This is a genomic window from Vibrio frigidus, assembly GCF_042465995.1.
Classification (GTDB): domain Bacteria; phylum Pseudomonadota; class Gammaproteobacteria; order Enterobacterales; family Vibrionaceae; genus Vibrio.
Genome location: NZ_JBCDMC010000008.1, coordinates 174,014 through 196,721, shown reverse-complemented (window position 1 = coordinate 196,721; position 22,708 = coordinate 174,014). Strand labels below are relative to the sequence as shown.

Genomic DNA, 22,708 nt, shown 5'->3' with positions numbered 1-22,708 from the left:
AGATATGTGTTTAGATCTCATTTTTATCGATAGCAATCACAGATATTACATTAATGTTAGTTGAAACGGGTGTGCGGTTACATAAAAATTGGTTTTTAAGGGCACCATTACGCCAATGGGTCAGCCTTATAATATTGGTTTTTGCTTACAAACTAAATGTGTACGGTGAGTCTAGGCCACTGAATCAACCAACCTTTGCTCGATACCCTTTGCTCAAAGGTTGTTCTGTCTCGCTTTGAGTTATAGGTGAGCTTTAATTGAAATAGGCTCTCAAAACCAAATGCGCTAATGCACTCAATTTGATGACTGTCCAATATTCTTGCTGCCACAGAGGTCTCTTTCTCGACCCAGTAACCCATAGCGTCAAGGGTGCTTTTATATGGTTTGTCACCGTTTCGCATGTGCATTTTTGCTTGATTTCGAACCTGCCAATTAAGGTTTGGCATCATTTCAGACAATTGTTGTTCATAATGCTCATGGACATTGTTAGACGACTCGTTGCTATCGAAATAGATCACATCAACATCATTGAGTGGTGTCGAAAAGCGATAATCATGTACAAAGTCCCAGACCATATTTCTGATAAAGCCAGCCGCAACATAACAATCTGGCAATTGCAGTGATTGGACGCAACGCAAAGCTCGAAGCCTTAAGACATCCTTCTCTAGTAGCTCGGTGACTTGAGTGACTTCGTTTCTCGTCATTATCGCTAACTCATTCATTGTTGTTTGGTTTGTTTATACTTAATAAGCAAAGCATACACTATAGAAAATGATTATCATCCAGTATTCCCTTGCCCCAATATCTAGATTAAAGCGGACTTCAAAGTCTCCGTGCACAAAAAAACCAGATAACCTTGGTTATCTGGTTTGAATTTATTAATAAATCGGAACCTGCTCTCATCACGCCGCAATTGGATGTTCGAAAATCAAAGTCTTAATTACTTACCAACTAAACCCAGCAGTAACACCTAGGTGCGTACCACCTACATCGACGTCTTTATCATCAAACTTGATCTCAGCTTGGGAATATCGAGTTTCAAATCCGATATCAAAATGTTGGGTGAAATTCCACACAATACCGCCGCCGACAAAGTACCCCACAGCAGAATCTTTCTGTGTCACACTAGACTTAGTCAGCTCACCTTCAATATGAGCGACACCACCCATTACATAGGTGTTAAATGGAGAACCACCAATAGGGAAGTGTTTACTTATGCCAAATAACTTCTCTACGGTTTTGCCTTCGTCATCACCACTGTCTCGCTTGTCGATGGAGGCATTCATACCAACATAAAAATTTACTGGTAGATTGGCGATGTTAACATCTGCCGCGACACCAAACTCAAACTGAGAGTCAAATGGTTCCCACGTATTATCACTAATATTTTTAGTACCGATAAAGGTGCTGACTCGTGATGGTGGTGCCTCTGCTGCTGCGCAAAATGAAACGAAAAGTGTGAAAAGAACAATTGCTGCTGACTTCATGTGTTGCCTCTTTATTTATTGATAGAATGAATGGATAACGTACAAACCTATTCTCAAGTTATTGGACGATGATTTCTATCGGGAATTGTCGGGTATTGTCAGCAGGATTGGCTTTTAGGTAATGGTTAATCTGTTGATAATCGAGATATAACGTCCTAAACGCATTTGTATATCAAAGGTAATGGTCTGTATATGTCGACAAAAACAGACAATTTAAAATAAAGCGCGGAGATTCGCGCTTACCTGTCGAGCAGAACATAGCCTTTTGAACGTATGGTTTTGAGTTTTACTGGTTGTTTTGGGTCATCACCTAGTTTTTTTCTTAATTGACTTATAAGGTTATCGACGCTTCGGTCAATACCGTCGTATTCATAGCCTCGTGTTTTTTCGACGATGGTGCTTCTCGATAATATGACGCCAACGTTTACCGCCAGCAATACAAGCAGGTCATATTCGGCATCGGTGAGGGAGATGAGTTCGTTTTTAAGATGGGCTTGTCTTAAGGTGGTATCAACTTTGATATCGCCTATGGTTAGGCTATCGACGGGTGCTGATGATGGCTTATTTGTTCGTTCTTGCTTGCGTAAAAATGCTTTGAGTTTGGCTAATAAAATGCGCGGCTTAACCGGTTTTGTAAGGTAATCATCTGCGCCAATTTCTAATCCTACAACCTGATCAATCTCATCATCTTTAGCTGTAAACATTATTATGATGCCATCATATTCTGAGCGTAAATCTCGACATATAGATACGCCATCTTTACCGGGTAACATGACATCAAGTAAAACAATGTCAGGTTGCCAGTCGAGAATGGCTGCCTCGGCTTCAGAGCCTCTAGAGATCACTCGAGCATCGAATTGCTCAATAGTGAGGTACTCCCTAATTGACTGCGCTAATGGGGCATCATCTTCAACAATCATTATCTTTGCATTCATTTTTTTACATCCGTTGAAGTAGAGTTAGGAAGCGTCAACTGGAAGTTTGCCCCTCCCAATGTCGATTTTTTAACGTTAACTTGGCCGTTATGCCAATCCATGATGAGTTTTACAATGGATAAACCCAATCCTGATCCACCTTTGTCCCTGTCTACGTGTTCAGTGCTGCGATAAAACGGCGTGAAAACGTCATAACGTTCAGTATAGTCGACACCGAAGCCGTTATCTTCCACTGAGAGTTGAAGGTGCTTTTTTGTCTTGGTTGTAGAAATGACCACAGTACCATTACCGTAACATATTGCGTTTTTGATTAGGTTGTTTAGTGCTCGATTCATATAAAACTGGTCAAAGACGACATCCATTGAGTCTTCAGTTTTTACCTGTATATCGATATCAGGGTAGGTAGTTCGCCAAACATCAACCTGTTCGCTAACCCAATCATTCACATTGATTTTTGCGAGTTTAAGGGGGGGGGCTTCTCTATCGAAGCGAGCATACATCAACATCTCTGAGACCAATTTATTAAGCTCATCCACGGAAGATTCGATTTGACCCAACTGGTTCAGGGCATAATCTCCGCTAACATGTCCCCGTAGTAACTCGATATTAAATTCTATTCTCGCTATCGGCGTTCTCAGTTCATGAGAGACAGTATTTGTCAGGGTTTTATGAGATGAAATCAGTCGCTGAATCCGTTCTGCCATGACATTATAGGTTTGAGAAAGGTGGTTAAGTTGGCTCAAAGGAATTCGCTTCACGCGGGTACTAAATTTGCCTTGTCCAAGTGAGGCGGTTGCTCTCTTAAGCTCTTTCATGGAGAACCAAGCAGGTAATAGCCAAAGTAATATAGGAATAAGTATAAACAGGCCAAAGCAGATGTAATAGATGGTGAGTAGTACGTAAAGTTTCTCGATGACTGTTGGCGAAAAAGGACCAACGTAGATGACTTTATTACTATTGTTCACTTTTTGTATTGCATAATCTGCAGGGTAATCGATGGTCTCTGAATCTTCGGTTTTCAACGTGACGATTTTACCGCTGTTCAGTAATGCTTTATTTTTTTCAGAAAGGTCGAGCGTGCTCATGTCTTTTAGTTCTATAGGGTGCATATATTGTTTTTGTATATCCACAAAGGCCTCGTCCCAATCCTCTTGTGGGATGGACCTTAGCTCCTCTTGGACTAAATAGAGTGATCCCATTACAAAGCGCTGCGCTTTGCTCGTCAAATGGTAAGGCACCTCATTAGTTAAAACAAAGCTAATATATTGGTTATCACTGATAAGTTGATAAGTTGAATCTTTATAAATATCGACAACGGTTTCACCCGCCTTTAGTTCTCTTAGTTGGTCTTCGTCAAAACTGTGGTTCTCCAACGAAGATATCTCTACAAAAAAACCAATATTTTTTCTCAATTTTTCAAGCGCCTGCTCGCGCTCGTGCTCTGGCAATGGCGCAATTACATTTGCCAACATTCGGATTTGCCCCGCAGTTAGGTATTTCAACTGCCATGTTTCAGAGTCTTCTGTCAATGTGCTTTGGAATGAAGGGAAGATGACAACCTGAATTAACGCCAATGAAATCATCAACAGCGCAGTTAGCATAATGAGGGCAAGTTTCATAAACAGTGTTATCCGCTGATAGTTACATTTTACATAATAGCATTCTGTTTAACAGAAGCTGTCTAGATATGTGTTGGATTGTCAGGAATTGTCGGATGAGCTGGAAAATAGTCAGCAATCGTATTTGGATGTATTGAAAGGCATCGATTCCTATCGTCGTGTGCTGTCTTTATCTTATTGTTTTTATAGTAACAAATAATATTTTCCGTAATTTGTCTCGGTTTGAAAGATTTGTAAATCCTGATTTTTTTGCTACGTTCACCGACAAAGTCGAACAGTAAGTGCGTTATTTTTCATCTAGTATTTTCATTCATCAGCACAATGAATGTGTTTTGAGTATTAGATGTGGCTATTGGTTGGCTGCGTATACCTGATAGGAAGGATTTGAAGTGAAAAATGTAAATAAGATAGCGAACGTCGCGATACTGAGTGTTACGTTTTCTGTGCAGGCAAGCGCATCCGAGTTTTTAAACGGTCATTTTAGCGGTGAATTCGGACTCAATACGGGCATGATGTCTGTGGAATCGAATCTTAATACCGAAAGTAATCAAGTATTAGAAGGGGATATTAACCGCAAAGGTGATTCAGAAAGCATGGCGTTGTTATTTCCTGTCGGCGTGATTGAATATAATTTCGGAAAGCAGCAGTTGTTTGCTGGTATGTCGAGAGACGATATTGCTTCTGGCGATTTTGTCATGGCATTTGGTTATCGAAATCAAATAGTAGAGGGGACCGTTTTAAGTCTTTCTTATGTACCAACCTTAACAGCGTCAGAAGTATGGCAAGACCCGTATTTAACCGGAACCAAAAGGTCGGTTACCGATAGTGAAAGTGAGGGCTACCGAATTCAGCTTACACCAAGTTCTGGAGCAGGCTTTTCATTGGATCTCGGTTACGGCACTAATGAAGTAGAAAATGAGTTGTCAGGCAGTTCATTGAGCAACGAAGAGCGATCTATTTTGAGAAGAAGCGGCGATAGTCGTTATCTTAATGTGGGTTATCAACTCCCCTTAAGTAGCAATATGTTCCTTTCTCCAGCGGTAACTTATATTGACCATAACGCAGATGGTCGCGCCATGTCTTTTCAATCTTATGCGGCAAGCCTAGGGTTGATTAATCAGTTCGGACATCATGCTTTGTCGGTTAACGTCGATTATGCCGAAAGTGATTATGACGCTATCAATCCTGTTTTTGGTCTCAAGCAATCAGATTCTTCTTATGGTGCATTTGTGGCTTATGAATACGCCTCGCTCTTTAATGTTGATTACTTGTCGTTCATTTCGTTTGCTGGAATGTCCCAGACTAATTCGAATATCGATTTTTTTGACTCTTCACTATTGGCATTTTCAGTCGGTCTTAACCTCAAGTTTTAGATCTAAAATATGACCAATATTGGCACAATTTAACAGATGAAAAGGTGTTGAATAATGAATAAATCCAATCTAGTGAGTGCTCTTTTCATCGTTTTAATTGGTGGATGGATGTTTTCCGGTAGTTTTACTTCTGCGGAAGTTATTGCTCAAGAAAAACCATTAAATGACGGTGTTTATACTGTTCGTGTGAAGCAATTTCAGACGAAAAACATCGTAAAGAGTATAAAACTTAATGGCCGAACAGAGCCGTATTTAACCGTTACGGTAGCGTCGGAAGTAGAAGGGAAAGTCACCAAAGTGCTGGCTATGCCTGGCAGCGTACTCAAAACCGGTGATCTCATCGCTACACTGGATGTTGATGGGGTACAAGATGATTTAGATTACGCGCTGGCTAATCTAAAGCAGAAGGAAATCGAATATACCAGCGCAAAGAAACTAGCAAGTAAAGGGTTCCAAGGAAAGATCCAACTGGCTAAATTGCATACCGAGTATAAACGAGTGAAGTCTTTGGTTGCCAAGCTGAAAAGAACGATTGATAGGTCCTCTATTCGGTCACCTCAAAATGGTGTGATGAATGAACGTTTTGTTGAAGCAGGGGATTATGTGTCTGTTGGTGATGCTGTGGCGAGGATTGAAATGTTAGATCCGCTTATTGTCAGCGGTTCCGTTACAGAGAACGATATCTACCTTTTACGGAACCAGAAGGAAGCAAAAATTCGAACACTGGATAACCGCTTAATAGAGGGTCAAATAAACTACTTATCAAGTGTTTCAGATCAAGCAACGAACACTTTCCGTATCGAAATAAAGGTACCGAATCAGGATAACATCTTGTATGCAGGAACCAGTGCAGAGATTGAGCTCCCGTTAGGGATTGAACCTGCAATCAAAGTATCACCTTCGATCCTAGTGTTAGGTACTGACGGTGAGCTTGGTATTAAGAGTGTTGTCGACGGAAAGGTAAAGTTTGAGCCAATTGATATTCTAAAAACGGACCAAGATGGTGCGTGGATAAAGGGGTTGAGTAGTGGCGTGGACGTTATTGTTTTGGGTCAAGGTTTTGTAAGTGCAGGAGAATCGGTCAATATTTTCCGAGTAGAGGCAACAAACAATGAATAGTATTATTCGCTTTGCAATCGAACGAAGTCGTACGTTCATTCTGTTGTTGATCATACTTATCTTCGTCGGAGCCGTTAGTTATAGCATTGCTCCGAAAGAGTCTGACCCCGATGTGCCGCTCCCCTTTATAAGTATTTCTGTGTCGCATGATGGTATTTCACCAGATGATGCTGAGCGTTTATTGCTGCGACCAATAGAGAAAAAACTCAATGATATTGAAGGTATCAAAGAGATGCTAAGTGATGCGAACGAAGGGCTTGTGACTATCTCTCTCGAATTTGAACCCACCATAAATAAAGACATCGCACTGGCGAATGTTCGTCAACAGGTTGAACTTGCGAAGGGGGAACTTCCACCGGATACCGAAGCACCAATCGTTAAAGAGATCACACTTGCTGCGTGGGCTCCAGCTTTGACAGTTGTACTTTCTGGCAGCGTACCAGAAAGCACGTTGATAACATTGTCTAAAACGGTTCAGGATAAAATAGAAGCGTTTCCTGAAGTACTAAATGTGGATATTGGAGGAGAACGCAAAGAGTCGGTTGAGGTGTTATTAGACCCGCTGTTACTGGAGAGCTATCAGCTTGATCACTCGTCTATTTTAAATCTGCTTTCTCGAAATAACCGCCTTATTGCTGCAGGAAATATGGACACAGGTAAGGGGCGATTTGCCATCAAAGTACCGTCGGTTTTCGAGGAGATGTCCGATATTTTGTCTATGCCGATCAAAATCTCTGGTGACAAGGTTGTTACCTTTGGTGATATAGGTTCAATTCGACGTGTTTACGAAGATCCGATAACCATTACCCGCCTTAATGGCCAACGGGCTATTACGTTAGATGTTAAAAAAAGGGCGGGTGAAAACACCATCAGTACGGTTGAAAAAGTTCGTGCTCTGATAGATGAGGAATCGGCTTCATGGCCGAGTAGTATTGATATTAGTTATGTCGGTGATACATCAATTGATGTGAAGAACATGCTGTCAGATTTGCAAAACAATGTCGCCAGTGCGGTGATTCTTGTTGTGATAGTCATCGTCATGATTTTAGGTTGGAGAAGTGCCGCTTTCGTAGGCGTGGCAATACCTGGTGCGTTTTTAACTGGAATAATTTTATTAGTCGCTTTCGGTATGACCATTAATATTATTGTCCTATTCGGCTTGATCATGGCTGTCGGTATGTTGGTCGACGGGGCGATAGTCGTAACCGAGTATGCTGTTAAAGAGATGGCAAAGGGTATCGACAAGAAACAGGCTTACTTGACTGCTGCAAACAGGATGTCTTGGCCCATTATTGCTTCTACTGCCACAACGTTGGCTGCCTTTATACCTCTGCTATTCTGGCCCGGTATTATGGGTGATTTCATGAAGTATCTGCCTTTAACGCTGATATTTACTTTAGTCGCTTCTTTGTTTATGGCTTTAATCTTTGTTCCGACGTTAGGGGCTGTTTTTGCGGGTAAATCGGCTCCAGTGAGTGTCCTAGAGGAAGCGTCTAACACTTCAACGAATGATGACGTTTCTGAAGCGAACATGATAACGCGTCTATACGCTAAAGCTCTGTCGGTTGTGGTAAACAGGCCTATTTATACGTTATCCATCGCACTGGCTTTTTCAATCTCAGTGTTTGTTCTCTATGCAAACTATGGAAAAGGTGTCGTCTTTTTCCCAAAAATTGATACCGGTGTATTTAATCTCACGATCCGTTCGCCAGCCGATTTATCTATCTATGAAAAAAGTGATTTGATGAAAGAGGTCGAGAACAGAATTCTAAATATAAATGGAATAGACACGCTCTACTCAAAAACAGGGAATGATGATGCTGTCGGATTTGTACGAGGTAATTTGGTTCCATGGCAGGATAGACCTCACTTAAATCTGATTACGGAGGAAGTTCGGCAGCGACTGCAAGGTATTTCTGGTATTCAGGTAGAAGTTCAAGCGCAGAGTAATGGGCCGAACAGCGGTAAAGCACTCCAAATCGAAGTCAGTGCATTGGCGTCAGGTCAACTTCAACCTGCCCTAGATAAACTGAAGCACTTATTGAATACGATGCCACAACTTCGCAATGTAACTGATGATGGGGAGCAACCAAGTATTGAATGGAAAATAGATATTGATAGGGAGAAAGCGTCTTCATTTGGTGCCGATCCGACTGTGGTTGGTTCGAGTGTTCAGATGCTAACAACCGGGCTAGTCGTTGGGAATTATCGTCCCGACGATAGCGATGAAGAGTTAGACATAAAGGTTCGTTATCCTAAGGCATTTCGACATCTCGATAGCTTACAAACGATAAGAGTTAACACCCCTCATGGAATGGTGCCAATAAGTAACTTTGCGAGCGTTTATCCGTCAGAACGTCAGCCATCGATTCATAAGGTCGATGGCAAGCAAGTGTTGACGATTCAAGCTGATTTAGCGGAGGGTGTTCAGCTAGAAACCGTATTTGCGTTACTCAATGAGCAACTGGCCGATTTGATGACGGATCCCACTGTTCGTATCCGATACAAAGGTGAGAATGAAGACCAACAAGAATCACAAGATTTCTTAACCAAGGCCTTCTTGGGTGCGTTGTTCATGATGGGGCTCATCTTGATTACTCAATTCAACTCATTTTATCAGGCATTTTTAATACTCAGTGCGGTGCTATTTTCGACCGTTGGTGTTTTTCTGGGTCTGCTTATTTCTCAGCAATCATTTGGGGTCGTAATGGGCGGGTTAGGCATCATCGCGCTTGCTGGGATCGTGGTGAACAATAATATTGTTCTTATCGACACCTTTAATCAGTTTGTTAAAGAAGGGATGCAAGTACAAGAAGCCATTATCAATACAGGTTTACAGAGGCTTAGGCCTGTCTTAATGACCACGGTCACAACGGTTCTCGGTTTACTGCCTATGGTACTGGAAATGAATGTCGACCTTTTCAACCGAAAGATTGAATTTGGTGCGCCGATCGCCAAGTTTTGGGTCCAACTTGCTTCAACTGTCGCGGGTGGACTGGTGTTTGCAACCGTACTAACCCTGTTAATTACCCCATCTTTGTTAGCATTGAGATATAACAAAAAAGGAAAACTTAATGAATTATCCTATGAATGATCATCTCTTATCAACGCAAAAGATGGACGCTATATGCCTCACGGATATTCCGGTAGTGGGCAGAGTTCATGACTACATCACGATGAAAAAGGTGTTGATTCCACAACCAAGCAGCCAAGAAGTGTTGGTTAAGCTTTGCGCTTCAGCCATGCATATTGATGAAATTTATGCGGCACAAGGGACGGCTTTAGGCCGATTCTATGGCCCTAAAGCAATATCGGATGAGAAACCTTGTATTTTGGGTTCTTCGGTATCTGGTGTGGTTGTAAAAGTTGGATCTGGTGTAAATAAGGTAAAGATTGGTGACGAGGTTATCGCTATTCCGTCCGAACAAATGGAACGTGGGTCTTGGGCGAATTATCGCGTGCTCGATCAGAACATGGTGATGAGAAAACCAGACAAATTAACACACGTTGAAGCCGCCGCGACCACTATGGGGGCATGTGTCGCATGGGGGGCAATACAAGCGGCAAAGGTCCGTCGAGGAGCCGACTGTGTTGTCGTTGGTGCTTCTGGTGCCATTGGCAGTATGATCGTACAGTATTTAAAGAGTTTAGACTGCCATATTACGGCGGTTTGCGGTGCTAAAAATGAAAGGTATGTACGCGAATTAGGCGCACATGAAGTCGTTGATTATACACTAAACGATTTTGCAGACTTGGCTGAGTATAACGCCATTCGTTACGACATCGTGTTCGATTGTGTCGGTGGGAGAACCATAGAAAAAAGTGCCTTTAGGGTACTTAAAAATGATGGTGTTTTTGAAACGATCGTTGGCCCCATGCAGTACGTAGGTGAAGCGAAGTTAAGTTGGTCAGAATTTGCTGGTGTTCTAGGTTATGTTGGAAAAAGAATGCTCAGCACCAGAATTCGCCGTGGCCCTATGTATACTTTTGGCGAGAAGTATCCTAAGAATGTTATTGAGCAGGCTTACAAAGTCCTTCTCAAGGAGAATATTAAAATGCCAATTGATAGGGTCATTCCTTTTACTCAACGGAGTATCTCAGAAGCGATACGCCATTTAACGACTCATCGAGCGAAAGGACGGATTGTTATCAACTTTGAGAGTTCGTTAGACTCGGGTGTTTTTGTTGTCTGTTAGGTTAAATACATAATAGCTAGCAAAAGATAAATATAAGAATAGGGTAAAAAATGAATTATTTAGACGTAAATAAAGACGCTTGGGATAAACGAACAAAAGTTCACGTAGACTCAAAATTCTATGATGTAGAAGGTTTTCTGAGCGGAAGAAATTCGTTAAATCAAATTGAACTCGACGAAGTCGGTGATGTTAATGGTAAGGCATTACTCCATCTCCAGTGCCATTTTGGTCAAGACACAATGTCATGGGCAAGGTTAGGCGCGAAGGTTACGGGTGTCGACATCTCCTCTGAGGCCATAAATGTAGCTAAGCGTCTTTCTGACAAGCTGGGCTTATCTACTGACTTTGTCTGTGATGATATCTACAGTTTTGCAGATACAAACGATCAGTTATTCGACATTGTTTTTGTTTCGTACGGGGCCTTGTGCTGGTTACCCGATTTACATCGTTGGGCCGATTTGGTTTCGAGTTCATTAAAGGAAGGCGGCCAACTCAATCTTGTGGAGTTTCATAACTTCAATGATATTCTGTCGGGTTACTCTTATTTCCCATCGAATGACGCCGATATTGATGATGAAGGAACGTATACCGAAAATTGTACCGGAGAAAAGTCGGTAATGATGACCTGGCCTCACCCGATAAGCGAAGTCATCAATGCATTAATTGGGGCGGGGCTGAGTGTTGATAGCGTGAACGAATTCCCATATAGCCCATACAACTGTTTTTCCGAAATGGAAAAAGATGGCGATCGCGGTTTTAAGAAATTGTGCAACGGTCAACCGATACCATTAGTGTATTCCATTAAAGCAAGAAAACAGATTTGTCTTTAGTTATTGAGTTGAATAGCGCGCCGGATAAGTCTGACGTTAATGCCGTTCATGAAGGATTGTCAGCGTTTAATAGGACTCACTTGCCATTTGTTCACGACGCCAGTTTCGCCTTATTTCTGCGTAGTGATACTGGTAAGCTGCATGGTGGCGTCACGGTGAGAGTTTTAGGACAGTGTTTGTATCTCGATTATTTTTGGTTATCAGAAGGAGTTAGAGGGAAAGGTTGGGGTGAGAAGATAATAAACATGGTTGAGCAAGAAGGAAAAAATCGAAACGTCAATGGTATTTATCTCGATACGTATACATTTCAGGCTTCGCAATTTTATAAGAAACTGGGGTTTATAGAAACGGGGAGATTCTGCGATTTTCCAGTCCTTGGCGTCGACAAAATATTTTTATGTAAACGATGTCAATAATTTGTCACTAGGTGAAAATAAAATGCGGGAAGAAAAAATCGATTTGCATCATATGAGTTTAATAGGAAGTGGAAACCAAGCGGACATATTTTATGATGGTTTTGATTCCGTTTATAAGGCATTTAAATCAGATGTTTCTTATCAAACGGTCGCGTATGAGTTCGAGGCAACTAAAAAAGCGAGTGCGTTATGTTTACCCGTTCCAACTATCGCCGGTATCACGACAGTGAATGGAAGATTTGCACTAAAAATGAACCTGATAGAAGGGGAGTCAATATTAAGTAATATTGAGAAATCACCATCGACTGTATTTCGGTTAGGAGAATTATTGGCGAATGCCCACAGCGAAATTCATCAAAAAACGGTACAAGATGGTTTTATATCCCAAAAGGTTAGGCTTAAAGGGAAAATTCTAAATAAGAACCTGCTTTCGCAAGAAGTGACAGATAAATTACTGGTCTTATTGTTGTCTTTACCGACGAAGTCGCATCTGTGTCACAATGATTTCCATCCGGGGAATCTGATGCAAAGCACAACTAATGTCGTAGTTTTGGATTGGGCAGACGCTGACATGGCTAACCCATTAGCGGATGTGGCTCGGACCTATCTTCTTATCTCCCTCAGTAGGAGCTCTGAAACGTCTAAAGTAAAACAAGCGATGGATAAGTTTTTTAAGTTCATTATCTGTCGTCAATATATCTACCATTACCGAAAGAATAACGGATTGGATAAAAATGAGTTCGGAGCATGGTTAGCGGTTGTTGCTGGGGCAAGATTGTCTGAGAACTACAGTGGTGAAACTGAGGCACTTAAGGCGATTATAAATAAAGAAATGAAGAAACATAACCAATAACGTTAAGAATAGATTGAGGTAAAGTACGATGGATTTTATTCGTTATCAGAGAAATTAATGAAGATGGACGACGATAGTTGGGCTAAGCATTCTAATCCATGGAGTGTTTATACCCGATTTACTCTTCTACCGCTTATTTCAATTTCTTTTTATTCACAGCATTGGATTGGATGTCTCTTGTTTCAGCTAGGTTGGGATATACTGTTATCCCAGCCAGCTCAAAATGGAATGTCGGTTTAATCTGGAATGACAGCTATCAAGAACTGGTGAGACGACAATTTATAGATACGTTTATTTGCACATAATTGCATTTAGAATAAAGCTTGTTTTGAGCCTATTTCGTCGGGTTTAACAGCTGCTTAAGTAGGCTTCTCTCTTCATCTGTCATGCCGGTTTTATTTAAAAATGGCATATCAGCAGTGTCGACTGAACGCGCCAAAATCCTTGGTGTCCAGCGTTCAATATCTTGCCAACTATCAAACACGACGCCAGATGGCGCGACGACAAAAACCTCATCGGTTGGGTTGCTACTGTGGCAACTTACACAGCGCAACGAAATAATAGCCTTTGCTGAACCTTGCACTGTCGTCAGAGGAATGACCTCACTCATTTGTCTTGTTGCTGTCTCCTTCAGCGTATTAGAAGGAATGCTGATAACCACCGCGAGCAGACACATAGCCGCAATACCGGAAACCAAAACACTTGGCTTATTTTTACCGGTGTGTTTTAGATTGAAGTAGTGTCGAATCCATGCACTGATTACCATGATTAGCAGGGCAACCAACCAACTAAATTCATGCTGATAGACCATTGGGTAATGGTTACTTATCATTAAGAAGATAACGGGTAATGTAAGGTAATTATTGTGAATCGAGCGCCTCTTACCTTCTAAGCCTGGAGCCGGGTCGACGGATTCGCCCGCCGCAACTTGCGCCACCATTTTTCGCTGGCCGGGGATGATCTTATGCCAGACGTTATTCACCATAATTGAGCCTATTAGCGCACCCATATGGATAAACGCACCACGTCCACTAAAGAATTCGGTGAAGGCGAAGAAAAACACCCCACCAACAACAGTAAGTGAAACAACAAAGAGTGCTCGATTCTTGGTTAATGGTGAACGTAATAACGCTTCATAACAGACCACACCCGCCAAAATAGTCCCGACCCCCAAACTGACGGCTGCCGTTGTGGAAAGGGTCATTACTCTTGGGTCGATAAGGTAGGCTTGCGCATTAAGATAATACATCCAGATCATCAACACGGATCCAGTCATCCATGTGGTGTAGGCTTCCCATTTAAACCAATGTAGATTGTCTGGCATTTTTTCTGGGCCCACTTGGTATTTTGTTACCTCATAGAAACCGCCGCCATGCACGGCCCATAGATCGCCCTTAATACCTTTGTCCTTTTTCCATTTTGGTGGCATCTCTAAACTATTGTCCAACCACGTAAAATAGAAACTTGCCCCTATCCATGCAATGCCACTGATTACGTGGAACCATTTGATAAATAACGCAATCCACTCGTAGAGTTGTGGCCACATATTTTACTTCCTTTTTTGTAAACGAGTTTTCCATTCAGATAGGTAGCCGCGATGACTCTTTCATCACTTAGCATTGAGATAGCAAACAGTTGCTCGGATAGATTATTACAGCGCACCAAGCGTTGATGAAGAATGGGCGAAGCCTTGATATCCAGTTCGATAAAATCGGCTTCGGTTCCGGGGTTAAGGTTGCCAACAAGGTGGGATATGCCCATGGCATCGGCCGCGCCCTGTGTACAGCGATATAAGGATTCAAAGGGGTCTAAGCTAATGCCTTGCAATTGACAGATTTTGTAGGCGTCCGACTGATTAGCAAATAAGCTTAGGCTTGTCCCTGCGCCAATATCGCTGGCTATAGATATCGGAATATTGTGGTCTTTTGCTTTTTGGTAATCGAATAAACCGCTACCAAGGAATAGATTAGAAGAAGGACAAAATGTGATGGTAGAACCCGATTCCGCTAACGCTTTATACTCGCGATCTTGCAGGTGAAGACAGTGACCGAATAGTGAACGGTCGCGTGCTAGGCCGAAGCTTTGATAAATATCGAGATAATCTTTGTGTTTAGGATAAAGGGATTTTATCCACTCTATTTCAGACAGATTTTCACTTAAGTGAGTCTGAATAAAGGTGTCCGGGTGTTCTTCGGCAAGTTGTCCCGCTTTTTTAAGCTGCTCCGGTGAGCTTGTTGGTGCAAACCTAGGCGTGATTGCGTACATGGCCCGGCCATTCCCGTGCCACCTCTCTATGAGAACCTTACTGTCGTGATAAGCAGATTCAGGCGTATCTTGAAGGTAATCAGGACAGTTTCTATCCATCATGACTTTTCCGCAGATCATCCTTGCATCCAGCTCTTCAGCCGCGACAAAAAAAGCATCAACAGAGTGTGGGTGGACCGTTGCAAATACGCTCGCGGTCGTGGTTCCGTGCGAAAGCAACTGTTCTAAAAAGAACCGTGATTGTCGATAGCAATATTCCACTTCGGCAAACTTTTTCTCGGTAGGGAAGGTGTACTCATTCAACCAATCTAAGAGCTGTTTGCCGTAGCTGGCTATCATCTCTATTTGCGGTAGATGTACATGGCCGTCGATCATTCCGGGAATGATTAATCCCTTGTGCAGATCTACACCACCATAATTGAGTAGCTGTTGATTCTCTGGCAGTTTAAAAAATGTTTCAGCCTCACCGACATGGGTGATCTTTCCCTCCTGTATCACTAGCACACCATCGTTAAAGTATTGATAGTTTTTGGCTGGGTCGGTGGTGCTTTTGGGGAAGTGCAATAGACTTCCCCGGTGGACTTGTCTAAGCATACTAACTTCCCCTATAGGTTGAATAAGAGAATGGAGAAAGCAACAGAGGAACATGATAGTGACGTTCATCTACTACAATAAAATGCACATCTACCACAGGGAAAAAACAATCGTCGAACTGGTTCTGGCAGTATTGCTCGGTGTGAAACTTGAGTGTGTATCGTCCTTTTTTAAGTGTGACGGCATCAAATTGAAAGCGGCCATCCTGATCGGTGATGCCTTTCTGTAGACTCTCATGTTGAGAGAATCGAGTGAGTTCTACTTCGATACAAGAAGCAGGAATACCATGGGTGGTATTGAGTACATGACAACTTAAGCTGCTCATAATAGTGCCTCCATGCGAATATGGCTGATTTTCCTCTGTTCTACAGAGGCGTTTAGTAACTCCTCAACACGACTATTGTTGAGTCGAATGTGCAAAATATCGCGCATCTCTTGGGCTGATTTATTGGTGGCGCAGATGATAAAGATAAAACCAAATTTATTGAGGTAAGCGTGATTCAACTTAAAAAGCGATTGCAGTACCGTTTCGGATGCGTCCGATACCTGATTCTGCTCGTTCTCACTCAAGCCCTTGCCTTGCGCGTATTTTTCTCTGAGGGTAGAGATATCACCAATCATTGGGTGGCCAGCAAAGGCGTCTAACCAGTCATTCTCTTCAAGTTGGCAAAAGGCTTTGTCCGCTATATCAATCAGGTTCTCTTTGTTTAACGTCGTTCCGGAGTTGAGAGATAACGAAGTCAATAACAGTGCCTGCCAACGTTGGCTGGAACAAATTTTTTCCAACAATGGTTTATCGATAGAAGGTCTGTTGTCTACAGATTGATCAGTCATGCGGAGTCCCCTTCAATATTCTTTTAGTATCGTTTGCCCGCTGCCATTGTCTTTCTTTACATGGACGATCTTCTGCTTGGTTCGCTGAATCGGATTTGATTGTTTCAAAAAGGACCATAAGCTGGGCAGAAACCGACACAGCAACTTGCATCGGCAGTTTTCCTTGAATATTCGCAAGGCCGATTGGACAGGTGAGTTGTTCCAATAATGAAGGGTCAGAGAGTTGCTCTTTTAAGCGAAACTCAAAGCGCTGTTTCTTACCTTGAGAACCGATAAGGCCAATATAAGGAAAACAGGCTCTTTCTATCGCTAATTTCGTTAAGTCAAAATCTAAAGCATGGTCATGTGTCATTATAAGCACGATGCTTTTTGCATCGAGATTGTCGACGGTTTCGATAGGGAAGTCGTGTTGATAGGCTTTTATACCTAACACCGTTGCTTGTTCTATCCATTCATGCCGGTTATCGATAACGTGCACATGACAAGGTAGCTGCTGAAGAATGGTACACAAGGCTTGGCTCACATGCCCTGCGCCATAAATAACGACCTTAGGCAATTGGCAGTTTATACTCTCAAGCATAATCTGCACCGCACCACCGCAACACTGCTGTAAATCTGCGGTTAACGAAAAGCGTTCAATAGACACACCTTCTTGTTTATGGTCTAACAATTTTCGTGCTTTCTTGATTACCTGACGCTCAAGATTACCGCCACCAAGTGTGTCGAACTGAGCATGGGTTGAGATAACCATTTTACTGCCGTTTGCCCGAGGAACCGAGCCAGCCTCAGCAACAATGGTGGCGATACAATACGCTTCGCCATGTTGTTCTAGCCATTGGCACGCTTCTAACCACGTTAATTTAGAACCGACAGTGAACGGGATGAAAGCGTTTGAATGATTATCTTGCATAGGTCGCCTCCCGACCAAATTTGTCGTACTGTTTTGCGCAGGCTTTTAGTATGGCTTCGCCCGTAGCAGGGGCATTCAAATCAGTAGCCAAAGTATGGTTTCCAATAGACGAAACCGCATTGTAGATGGCGCACCAAACACTGATGGCGTGCATGAAAGGTGGTTCACCGACAGCTTTAGAACGATAAATACTGTGCTCAGGGTTTGCTTTATCGAAAAGATCGACATGCATCTGCTTCGGATAGTCGCCGATGGTTGGTATTTTGTAGTTCATCGGACTATTGCTTAGCAGTGCACCGTCTTTGTTCCAGACCAGTTCTTCTGTCGTCAACCACCCCATTCCTTGAATAAATGCACCTTCAATTTGACCAAGGTCGATCGCCGGATTAAGACTGCTGCCGACGTCGTGTAGGATGTCTACTCTATCAACGCGCATTTCGCCTGTGAGGGTATCGATAGTCACCTCTGAACAAGAAGCACCCAGTGAAAAATAGAAAAAAGGTCTACCGATAGATTTTTTCGGGTCATACCAAATCTTTGGTGTTTTGTAGAATCCGCTAGCGGAGAGGGAAACACGGTTTAGGTAAGCTTGCTGAATCAACGAATGCCAATCTATTTGCTTATCCCCGATAGCGAGCACACCATCGATAATGTCCGCTTCGGTTCCTGCGGCTTGATACTCTTTCAACGCAAACTCTATTAGGCGCGATTTCAGCATTTTTGCTGCATTGTGCGCGGCCATACCGTTGAGGTCGGTACTCGATGAAGCGGCGGTAGGCGAGGTGTTAGGCACTTTATCGGTTCTGGTTGAGGTGATTAATACAAACTCAAAAGGAATGCCTAAAGTTTGAGCCACAATTTGCTGGATCTTAGTATGCAAACCTTGTCCCATTTCCGTACCACCATGAGATACCTGCACGCTGCCATCAGTATAGATATGGACCAATGCGCCGGCTTGGTTTAGATGCGTTGCGGTAAATGCAATACCGAATTTTACAGGGGTAAGTGCTAATCCTTTTTTAAGTATTGGGTTGGCTTTATTCCATACGTCGACTTCGTCTCGACGTTGTCGATAATCGCAACGAGTTTCTAGCTGAGTGATGACTTGTTTCAGTTCTTTATGTTGCTCAACGGTCATCCCGTAATGGGTGGTGTCTTTGCCTGCTCGATAGAGGTTTTTAAGGCGTAGATCGAGGGCGTCTTCACCCACGGCAATGCTGAGATCCTGCATTGCTTGTTCAATCACCATCATGCCTTGAGGACCACCGAATCCGCGAAATGCAGTATGGGAAACGGTGTCGGTTTTCAGTCGGTTACCAGTGACTGATGCCTTCGCGAGAAAGTAAGCATTATCGCTGTGGAACATCGCGCGATCGACAATGGCACCAGAAAGATCCGCTGAGTGGCCGCATAAGCCATTCACTTCTATTGCGACAGACTCGATAATACCTTGTTTATTTGCGCCAATCTTATATTGATTGAAGAACGGATGGCGTTTACCTGTCACCGACATATCCGTGGAACGAGGGAGTCGAATTTTCACCGCTTTACCGGACAACAATGCGCCCATGCTGGCTAGACATGCCCATTGAGCGGCTTGTGTCTCTTTGCCTCCAAAGCCTCCTCCCATTCGACGCATATCTACGGTCACTTTGTTAAATGGAATGTCGAGCACTTCGGCGACGAGTGTTTGTACCTCGGTTGGATGTTGGCTTGAGGTGCGTAGAAAAATCCCCTTGTCTTCGGTGAGTTCCGCAAGGCTTATCTGCCCTTCAAGGTAGAAGTGCTCTTGTCCACCAATATGCTGTTGACCAGAAATAACGATATCGCTTTTTTCAAACTGTTCGGCTGACACCGGCGTTCCCATAGTATTTGCTGGCAACACTTCGGCTTGATTGCCGTCTCCCACACAATCAAGAACAGGGTTTAGATCGACGTCGTATTCAATATGAGCATTCCTTGCCGCTTTTACTGCTTGAACATGGCTTCGAGCTAATACAAGTGCGACCGGTTGTTGATAGAACTTGATTTCGCTATCGCTGAGTAATGGGTCGCCTTTGACAATTGGACCGATATCTTTTTTTCCGGGGATATCGTGATACCCATAAACCGCGACGACACCAGGCATCGCTTTTACAGAAGAAAGATCAAGCGCTGTTATCTTCCCTTTTGCAATAGATGAGGTTACGACGGCACCATGCAAACACCCTTTAGGCGTTGGGTAGTCGTCTAGAAATGCCGCGTCGCCAGTGACTTGTTTAATGGCACTTTCGTGCTTGTAACTTCGGCCAACAATGTCTGAAGCACTCAATTTTTTTTCGCCATTTATTGGATTTACTTGGGTTAATTTACGCATTATTGATTAACCTCTTTTGTACTTTTTTCGTCGGATGAATGGAGTGGCGTGTTCAACCTTGTTGGAACCTGATGACATTCAAGGTAAAAGCGCTGAATGAGGTTTTGCACAAGCTGTATACGATATTCCGCGCTGCCCCTTACGTCACCGATGGGGGCGATAACGTTTGGTACGAGTTTTTGTACTTTACGGACCAACTCTGAGGTGAAATGACGACCGACAAATAGGTCTTCGAGTTGCGAAAGTCGAACCGATTTTGCTGCGATCCCTCCGGCAGATAATATGCAAGCCTTAATACGGTTATCATTTCCAAAGGTCAGGTTAATCGCCAACACAACGGTAGCGATGTCGTCTTCGAATCGTTTACTGATTTTATAGATGGCGTGTTTCTGGTTCGGAGCCAATATAGGAATATGGATTGCACTTATCCATTCATCGTCTTTGATAAGGGTTTCACGGTAACCAGTAATGTAATCTTCCGGCGCGTATAGTCGCTTCTTTCTGCCGTTATCGATTTCAATACGGGCATTTAAGCTGATAAGTAATGGCGCAACATCCCCGATAGGTGAAGCGTGGCCCAGACTGCCACCGAGCGTACCTCGGTTTCGAATAGTGAGGCTACCCAGTCGTTCAATTAACTCGTCTGTGCTTGGATAATGTTCACGCATAAAAGCATGCAATTTTGAAAGCAGCACGGCGGACCCAATTCTCCAGCCTGACTTGGTTTTTGTAATACCCTGTAAATCTTTCACATCAGAGAGGTCAATCATCTTGTCTATACGTTGTAATTGCTGGGTTACCTCAAGAGCTAAATCTGTACCACCCGCAATCAGTTTTGCATCTGGATGTTTGGTACGAAGTTTTCCAAGCGCTTCTCGATCACATGGCTTCCAATAATTGACTGTGTTCTGAGGCTCTATCGAATTCATCCATTCGACAAGTGTGTCTTCGTCTTGACCTATTGGGTCGTCAATATCGATGTCAGCGATGAGGTTTGCCGCTTCAATCAACGGGCCGTAACCAGTACAACGGCAAAGGTTGCCAGAGAGATAATCCGGCGGATTTTCTGGGCGTTTTTTTTGTTTAGAAAGCGCATATAGAGACATCACAATGCCAGGAGTGCAGAAGCCACATTGTGTACCATGATTATCCACAACGGCCTGCTGCACTGGGTGCAGTTTTCCGTTGTGTTGCAGGTGTTCAACGGTGACAATTTTTTTGCCGTGTAGCGCATGAATAGGCGTAATGCAGGCGTTGACCTGTCGATAGCGTAACTGGTTACCTTCATCCAAGTCCGCCATAACTACCGTACAAGCACCACAATCGCCACTGGCGCAACCTTCTTTAGAGCCGGTTAATTCTCGTTGTTCTCTTAAATACGGCAGTAGCATACTATCAACGGCTGCTGTTTCAATTTGAACAATTTCATTGTTGATCATGATCTCTAACATAACGTCCTCTGTTGCCAAAAAGTTGTCCACTTGGTCAAGTTGTTAGGTAAAAAAAGACCCACGAGCTATTCAAAAGCTGGTGAGTCTTTTCGAGAGCGATTAGTTAGGGATTTTTGCCTCGATACCTTCTACGTACCAGTTAATACCCGCAAGCTCTTGATCCGTCAGCGTATGTCCCGCTGCTATCACTTCTTTACCACTGTTATCTTTCATTGGGCCAGTGAAAGGATGGAACTCGCCTGATTTAATTTTAGCATGTGTGGCCGTAATCGCCTCTTTGATGTCAGTAGGCAGTTCAGGGTTTACAGAAGCGATTTGCAATATGTCATCTGCAAAACCACCCCAATAGTCTTCTGGCATCCAATTGCCATCCATGATCTCTTGCACGGTACGGATATAATGTGGACCCCATACATCACGTACAGAGAACATATGTGCCTTAGGGGCGAAATGGCTCATGTCGGACGCTTGACCAATGCCCATGATTCCGCGTTTTTCGGCGGTAATAAGGGGGGCAGGGCTGTCAGTGTGTTGAAGCATAATGTCGACACCTTGGTCAATAAGTGCGCTTGCAGCATCGGACTCTTTTCCTGGGTCATACCAAGTATTAACCCAAACGATCTTAAGTTTTACATCTGGGTTTACGCTCTTCGCACCAAGGTAAACGGCGTTAATGTCACGAATAACTTCTGGAATTGGGAACGACGCGATGTAACCTAATGTATTGGTCTTAGTTGCCATGCCTGCAGCAACACCTGAGACATAACGACCTTCATAGGTTCTAAGTGCATAGTTAGAAACGTTCTTCGAGCGTTTATAACCAGTAGCGTGTTCAAATTTAACCTTAGGAAATCGTTTTGCGGCTTTAAGTGTCGGGTTCATGTAACCAAAAGAAGTAGTGAAAATGAGCCCATGACCTGACTTAGCTAACTGGGTAATAACTCGCTCTGCATCCGCACCTTCAGGGACACTTTCTACGTAGGTCGTTGCCACCTTATCGCCAAAATATTTCTCCATCTCTTTTCGGCCTTGGTCGTGCTCATAACTCCATCCATGGTCTCCCACTGGACCTACATAAACGAATCCAACCTTCAGTTGCTCTTCCGCTAAAGTTGCAGTAGATAAAAGTGTCGTAATTGATAAGGCGGTTGCACTCATCCATCGGTTTAATTTCATGAAAAACTCCATCTCAATAGTTTATAAATCAATGTGACTCGTTTGAATCGGCGTTCTCGGGATTACTTGAACTGAAAGCAAATTCGGTTTGGCACGTTGTTATTGTTTAATTGCAAAAACCTGACCACATGGTGATATTTTTGCAAAATAATTCATTATTTTTGTTAACACCTTGTAACTAAAGGCGTTCCGAGTGGTAATATGGTCAGAGTTGTATTTAGATCAGTGACATAAAGATACCAGTGCATTCTGTGGTGTTCGGGTTTGGTGCAATAGCGTGTTTTGCGTGCACCA

20 protein-coding genes are annotated in these 22,708 nt (G+C 43.1%); 8 read left to right on the top strand and 12 right to left on the bottom strand.

The window, feature by feature from the left end; genetic code table 11:
- Window positions 1-152: 152 nt before the first annotated feature.
- The 4 genes from AACW90_RS15310 to AACW90_RS15295 all read right to left on the bottom strand — a co-directional run bounded on the left by AACW90_RS15310 (window position 153) and on the right by AACW90_RS15295 (window position 4,041).
- Window positions 153-704, bottom strand: coding sequence for a nucleotidyltransferase family protein (locus tag AACW90_RS15310; protein ID WP_390236042.1), 552 nt, complete (start codon window positions 702-704; stop codon window positions 153-155).
- Window positions 705-944: 240 nt separating this feature from the next.
- Window positions 945-1,487 carry an outer membrane beta-barrel protein gene (locus tag AACW90_RS15305; protein ID WP_390236040.1) on the bottom strand — a complete coding sequence of 181 codons (543 nt, stop codon included), beginning with the start codon at window positions 1,485-1,487 and terminating at the stop codon, window positions 945-947.
- A 239-nt stretch (window positions 1,488-1,726) separates the two neighbouring features.
- Window positions 1,727-2,422, bottom strand: coding sequence for a response regulator (locus tag AACW90_RS15300; protein WP_390236037.1), 696 nt, complete (start codon window positions 2,420-2,422; stop codon window positions 1,727-1,729).
- The gene (locus AACW90_RS15295; protein WP_390236034.1) at window positions 2,419-4,041 is read right to left on the bottom strand and encodes an ATP-binding protein; all 1,623 of its coding nucleotides are present in this window, start codon (window positions 4,039-4,041) and stop codon (window positions 2,419-2,421) included. The genes AACW90_RS15300 and AACW90_RS15295 overlap by 4 nt, the downstream gene beginning before the upstream one ends.
- A gap of 389 nt (window positions 4,042-4,430) precedes the next feature.
- On the opposite strand from AACW90_RS15295, the gene AACW90_RS15290 reads away from it, so the two are divergent.
- The 8 genes from AACW90_RS15290 to AACW90_RS15255 are packed head-to-tail and all read left to right on the top strand — an operon-like array spanning window position 4,431 to window position 13,068.
- The gene (locus AACW90_RS15290) at window positions 4,431-5,414 is read left to right on the top strand and encodes a DUF2860 family protein (protein ID WP_390236031.1); all 984 of its coding nucleotides are present in this window, start codon (window positions 4,431-4,433) and stop codon (window positions 5,412-5,414) included.
- Window positions 5,415-5,468: 54 nt separating this feature from the next.
- The gene (locus AACW90_RS15285; RefSeq protein WP_390236028.1) at window positions 5,469-6,533 is read left to right on the top strand and encodes an efflux RND transporter periplasmic adaptor subunit; all 1,065 of its coding nucleotides are present in this window, start codon (window positions 5,469-5,471) and stop codon (window positions 6,531-6,533) included.
- Window positions 6,526-9,627 (top strand): efflux RND transporter permease subunit, encoded by a 3,102-nt coding sequence (locus AACW90_RS15280; RefSeq protein WP_390236026.1) that lies wholly within the window; start codon window positions 6,526-6,528, stop codon window positions 9,625-9,627. The genes AACW90_RS15285 and AACW90_RS15280 overlap by 8 nt, the downstream gene beginning before the upstream one ends.
- On the top strand, window positions 9,608-10,729 hold the full coding sequence (locus AACW90_RS15275) for an NAD(P)-dependent alcohol dehydrogenase (RefSeq protein ID WP_390236024.1): 1,122 nt from the start codon (window positions 9,608-9,610) through the stop codon (window positions 10,727-10,729). The genes AACW90_RS15280 and AACW90_RS15275 overlap by 20 nt, the downstream gene beginning before the upstream one ends.
- A 50-nt stretch (window positions 10,730-10,779) precedes the next feature.
- On the top strand, window positions 10,780-11,559 hold the full coding sequence (locus tag AACW90_RS15270; RefSeq protein WP_390236021.1) for a class I SAM-dependent methyltransferase: 780 nt from the start codon (window positions 10,780-10,782) through the stop codon (window positions 11,557-11,559).
- Window positions 11,550-11,975 (top strand): GNAT family N-acetyltransferase, encoded by a 426-nt coding sequence (locus tag AACW90_RS15265; protein WP_390236018.1) that lies wholly within the window; start codon window positions 11,550-11,552, stop codon window positions 11,973-11,975. Before AACW90_RS15270 ends, AACW90_RS15265 begins: the two co-directional genes overlap by 10 nt.
- 22 nt (window positions 11,976-11,997) lie before the next feature.
- Window positions 11,998-12,828, top strand: a complete 831-nt coding sequence (locus tag AACW90_RS15260; RefSeq protein ID WP_390236015.1) for a phosphotransferase — start codon at window positions 11,998-12,000, stop codon at window positions 12,826-12,828.
- A gap of 57 nt (window positions 12,829-12,885) precedes the next feature.
- Window positions 12,886-13,068, top strand: a complete 183-nt coding sequence (locus tag AACW90_RS15255) for a DUF6653 family protein (RefSeq protein ID WP_390236012.1) — start codon at window positions 12,886-12,888, stop codon at window positions 13,066-13,068.
- 94 nt (window positions 13,069-13,162) lie between these two features.
- On the opposite strand, the gene AACW90_RS15250 is transcribed toward AACW90_RS15255, so the two are convergent.
- From AACW90_RS15250 to AACW90_RS15215, 8 genes are all read right to left on the bottom strand, one after another.
- On the bottom strand, window positions 13,163-14,374 hold the full coding sequence (locus AACW90_RS15250) for a urate hydroxylase PuuD (RefSeq protein ID WP_390236010.1): 1,212 nt from the start codon (window positions 14,372-14,374) through the stop codon (window positions 13,163-13,165).
- Window positions 14,320-15,687, bottom strand: a complete 1,368-nt coding sequence (guaD, locus tag AACW90_RS15245) for a guanine deaminase (protein WP_390236007.1) — start codon at window positions 15,685-15,687, stop codon at window positions 14,320-14,322. Before guaD ends, AACW90_RS15250 begins: the two co-directional genes overlap by 55 nt.
- A 1-nt stretch (window position 15,688) precedes the next feature.
- Window positions 15,689-16,012 (bottom strand): hydroxyisourate hydrolase, encoded by a 324-nt coding sequence (gene uraH, locus AACW90_RS15240; RefSeq protein ID WP_390236005.1) that lies wholly within the window; start codon window positions 16,010-16,012, stop codon window positions 15,689-15,691.
- Window positions 16,009-16,521 carry a 2-oxo-4-hydroxy-4-carboxy-5-ureidoimidazoline decarboxylase gene (locus AACW90_RS15235; protein WP_390236003.1) on the bottom strand — a complete coding sequence of 171 codons (513 nt, stop codon included), beginning with the start codon at window positions 16,519-16,521 and terminating at the stop codon, window positions 16,009-16,011. Before AACW90_RS15235 ends, uraH begins: the two co-directional genes overlap by 4 nt.
- Window positions 16,514-17,431, bottom strand: coding sequence for a xanthine dehydrogenase accessory protein XdhC (gene xdhC, locus AACW90_RS15230; RefSeq protein ID WP_390236000.1), 918 nt, complete (start codon window positions 17,429-17,431; stop codon window positions 16,514-16,516). The genes AACW90_RS15235 and xdhC overlap by 8 nt, the downstream gene beginning before the upstream one ends.
- On the bottom strand, window positions 17,421-19,787 hold the full coding sequence (gene xdhB, locus AACW90_RS15225) for a xanthine dehydrogenase molybdopterin binding subunit (protein ID WP_390235997.1): 2,367 nt from the start codon (window positions 19,785-19,787) through the stop codon (window positions 17,421-17,423). The genes xdhC and xdhB overlap by 11 nt, the downstream gene beginning before the upstream one ends.
- Complete coding sequence (gene xdhA, locus AACW90_RS15220; RefSeq protein WP_390235994.1) at window positions 19,787-21,238, bottom strand: xanthine dehydrogenase small subunit; 1,452 nt, start codon at window positions 21,236-21,238, stop codon at window positions 19,787-19,789. Before xdhA ends, xdhB begins: the two co-directional genes overlap by 1 nt.
- Window positions 21,239-21,337: 99 nt before the next feature.
- Window positions 21,338-22,414, bottom strand: a complete 1,077-nt coding sequence (locus AACW90_RS15215) for a BMP family ABC transporter substrate-binding protein (protein WP_390235991.1) — start codon at window positions 22,412-22,414, stop codon at window positions 21,338-21,340.
- Window positions 22,415-22,708 lie beyond the last annotated feature (294 nt).

Bases quoted from the DNA above. Each gene is read 5' to 3' on its own strand.
- AACW90_RS15310 (WP_390236042.1), bottom strand. From the start codon at position 704: ATGACGAGAAACGAAGTCACTCAAGTCACCGAGCTACTAGAGAAGGAT.
- AACW90_RS15305 (WP_390236040.1), bottom strand. From the start codon at position 1,487: ATGAAGTCAGCAGCAATTGTTCTTTTCACACTTTTCGTTTCATTTTGC.
- AACW90_RS15300 (WP_390236037.1), bottom strand. From the start codon at position 2,422: ATGAATGCAAAGATAATGATTGTTGAAGATGATGCCCCATTAGCGCAG.
- AACW90_RS15295 (WP_390236034.1), bottom strand. From the start codon at position 4,041: ATGAAACTTGCCCTCATTATGCTAACTGCGCTGTTGATGATTTCATTG.
- AACW90_RS15285 (WP_390236028.1), top strand. From the start codon at position 5,469: ATGAATAAATCCAATCTAGTGAGTGCTCTTTTCATCGTTTTAATTGGT.
- AACW90_RS15280 (WP_390236026.1), top strand. From the start codon at position 6,526: ATGAATAGTATTATTCGCTTTGCAATCGAACGAAGTCGTACGTTCATT.
- AACW90_RS15275 (WP_390236024.1), top strand. From the start codon at position 9,608: ATGAATTATCCTATGAATGATCATCTCTTATCAACGCAAAAGATGGAC.
- AACW90_RS15270 (WP_390236021.1), top strand. From the start codon at position 10,780: ATGAATTATTTAGACGTAAATAAAGACGCTTGGGATAAACGAACAAAA.
- AACW90_RS15260 (WP_390236015.1), top strand. From the start codon at position 11,998: ATGCGGGAAGAAAAAATCGATTTGCATCATATGAGTTTAATAGGAAGT.
- AACW90_RS15255 (WP_390236012.1), top strand. From the start codon at position 12,886: ATGAAGATGGACGACGATAGTTGGGCTAAGCATTCTAATCCATGGAGT.
- AACW90_RS15250 (WP_390236010.1), bottom strand. From the start codon at position 14,374: ATGTGGCCACAACTCTACGAGTGGATTGCGTTATTTATCAAATGGTTC.
- guaD (WP_390236007.1), bottom strand. From the start codon at position 15,687: ATGCTTAGACAAGTCCACCGGGGAAGTCTATTGCACTTCCCCAAAAGC.
- uraH (WP_390236005.1), bottom strand. From the start codon at position 16,012: ATGAGCAGCTTAAGTTGTCATGTACTCAATACCACCCATGGTATTCCT.
- AACW90_RS15235 (WP_390236003.1), bottom strand. From the start codon at position 16,521: ATGACTGATCAATCTGTAGACAACAGACCTTCTATCGATAAACCATTG.
- xdhC (WP_390236000.1), bottom strand. From the start codon at position 17,431: ATGCAAGATAATCATTCAAACGCTTTCATCCCGTTCACTGTCGGTTCT.
- xdhB (WP_390235997.1), bottom strand. From the start codon at position 19,787: ATGCGTAAATTAACCCAAGTAAATCCAATAAATGGCGAAAAAAAATTG.
- xdhA (WP_390235994.1), bottom strand. From the start codon at position 21,238: ATGTTAGAGATCATGATCAACAATGAAATTGTTCAAATTGAAACAGCA.
- AACW90_RS15215 (WP_390235991.1), bottom strand. From the start codon at position 22,414: ATGAAATTAAACCGATGGATGAGTGCAACCGCCTTATCAATTACGACA.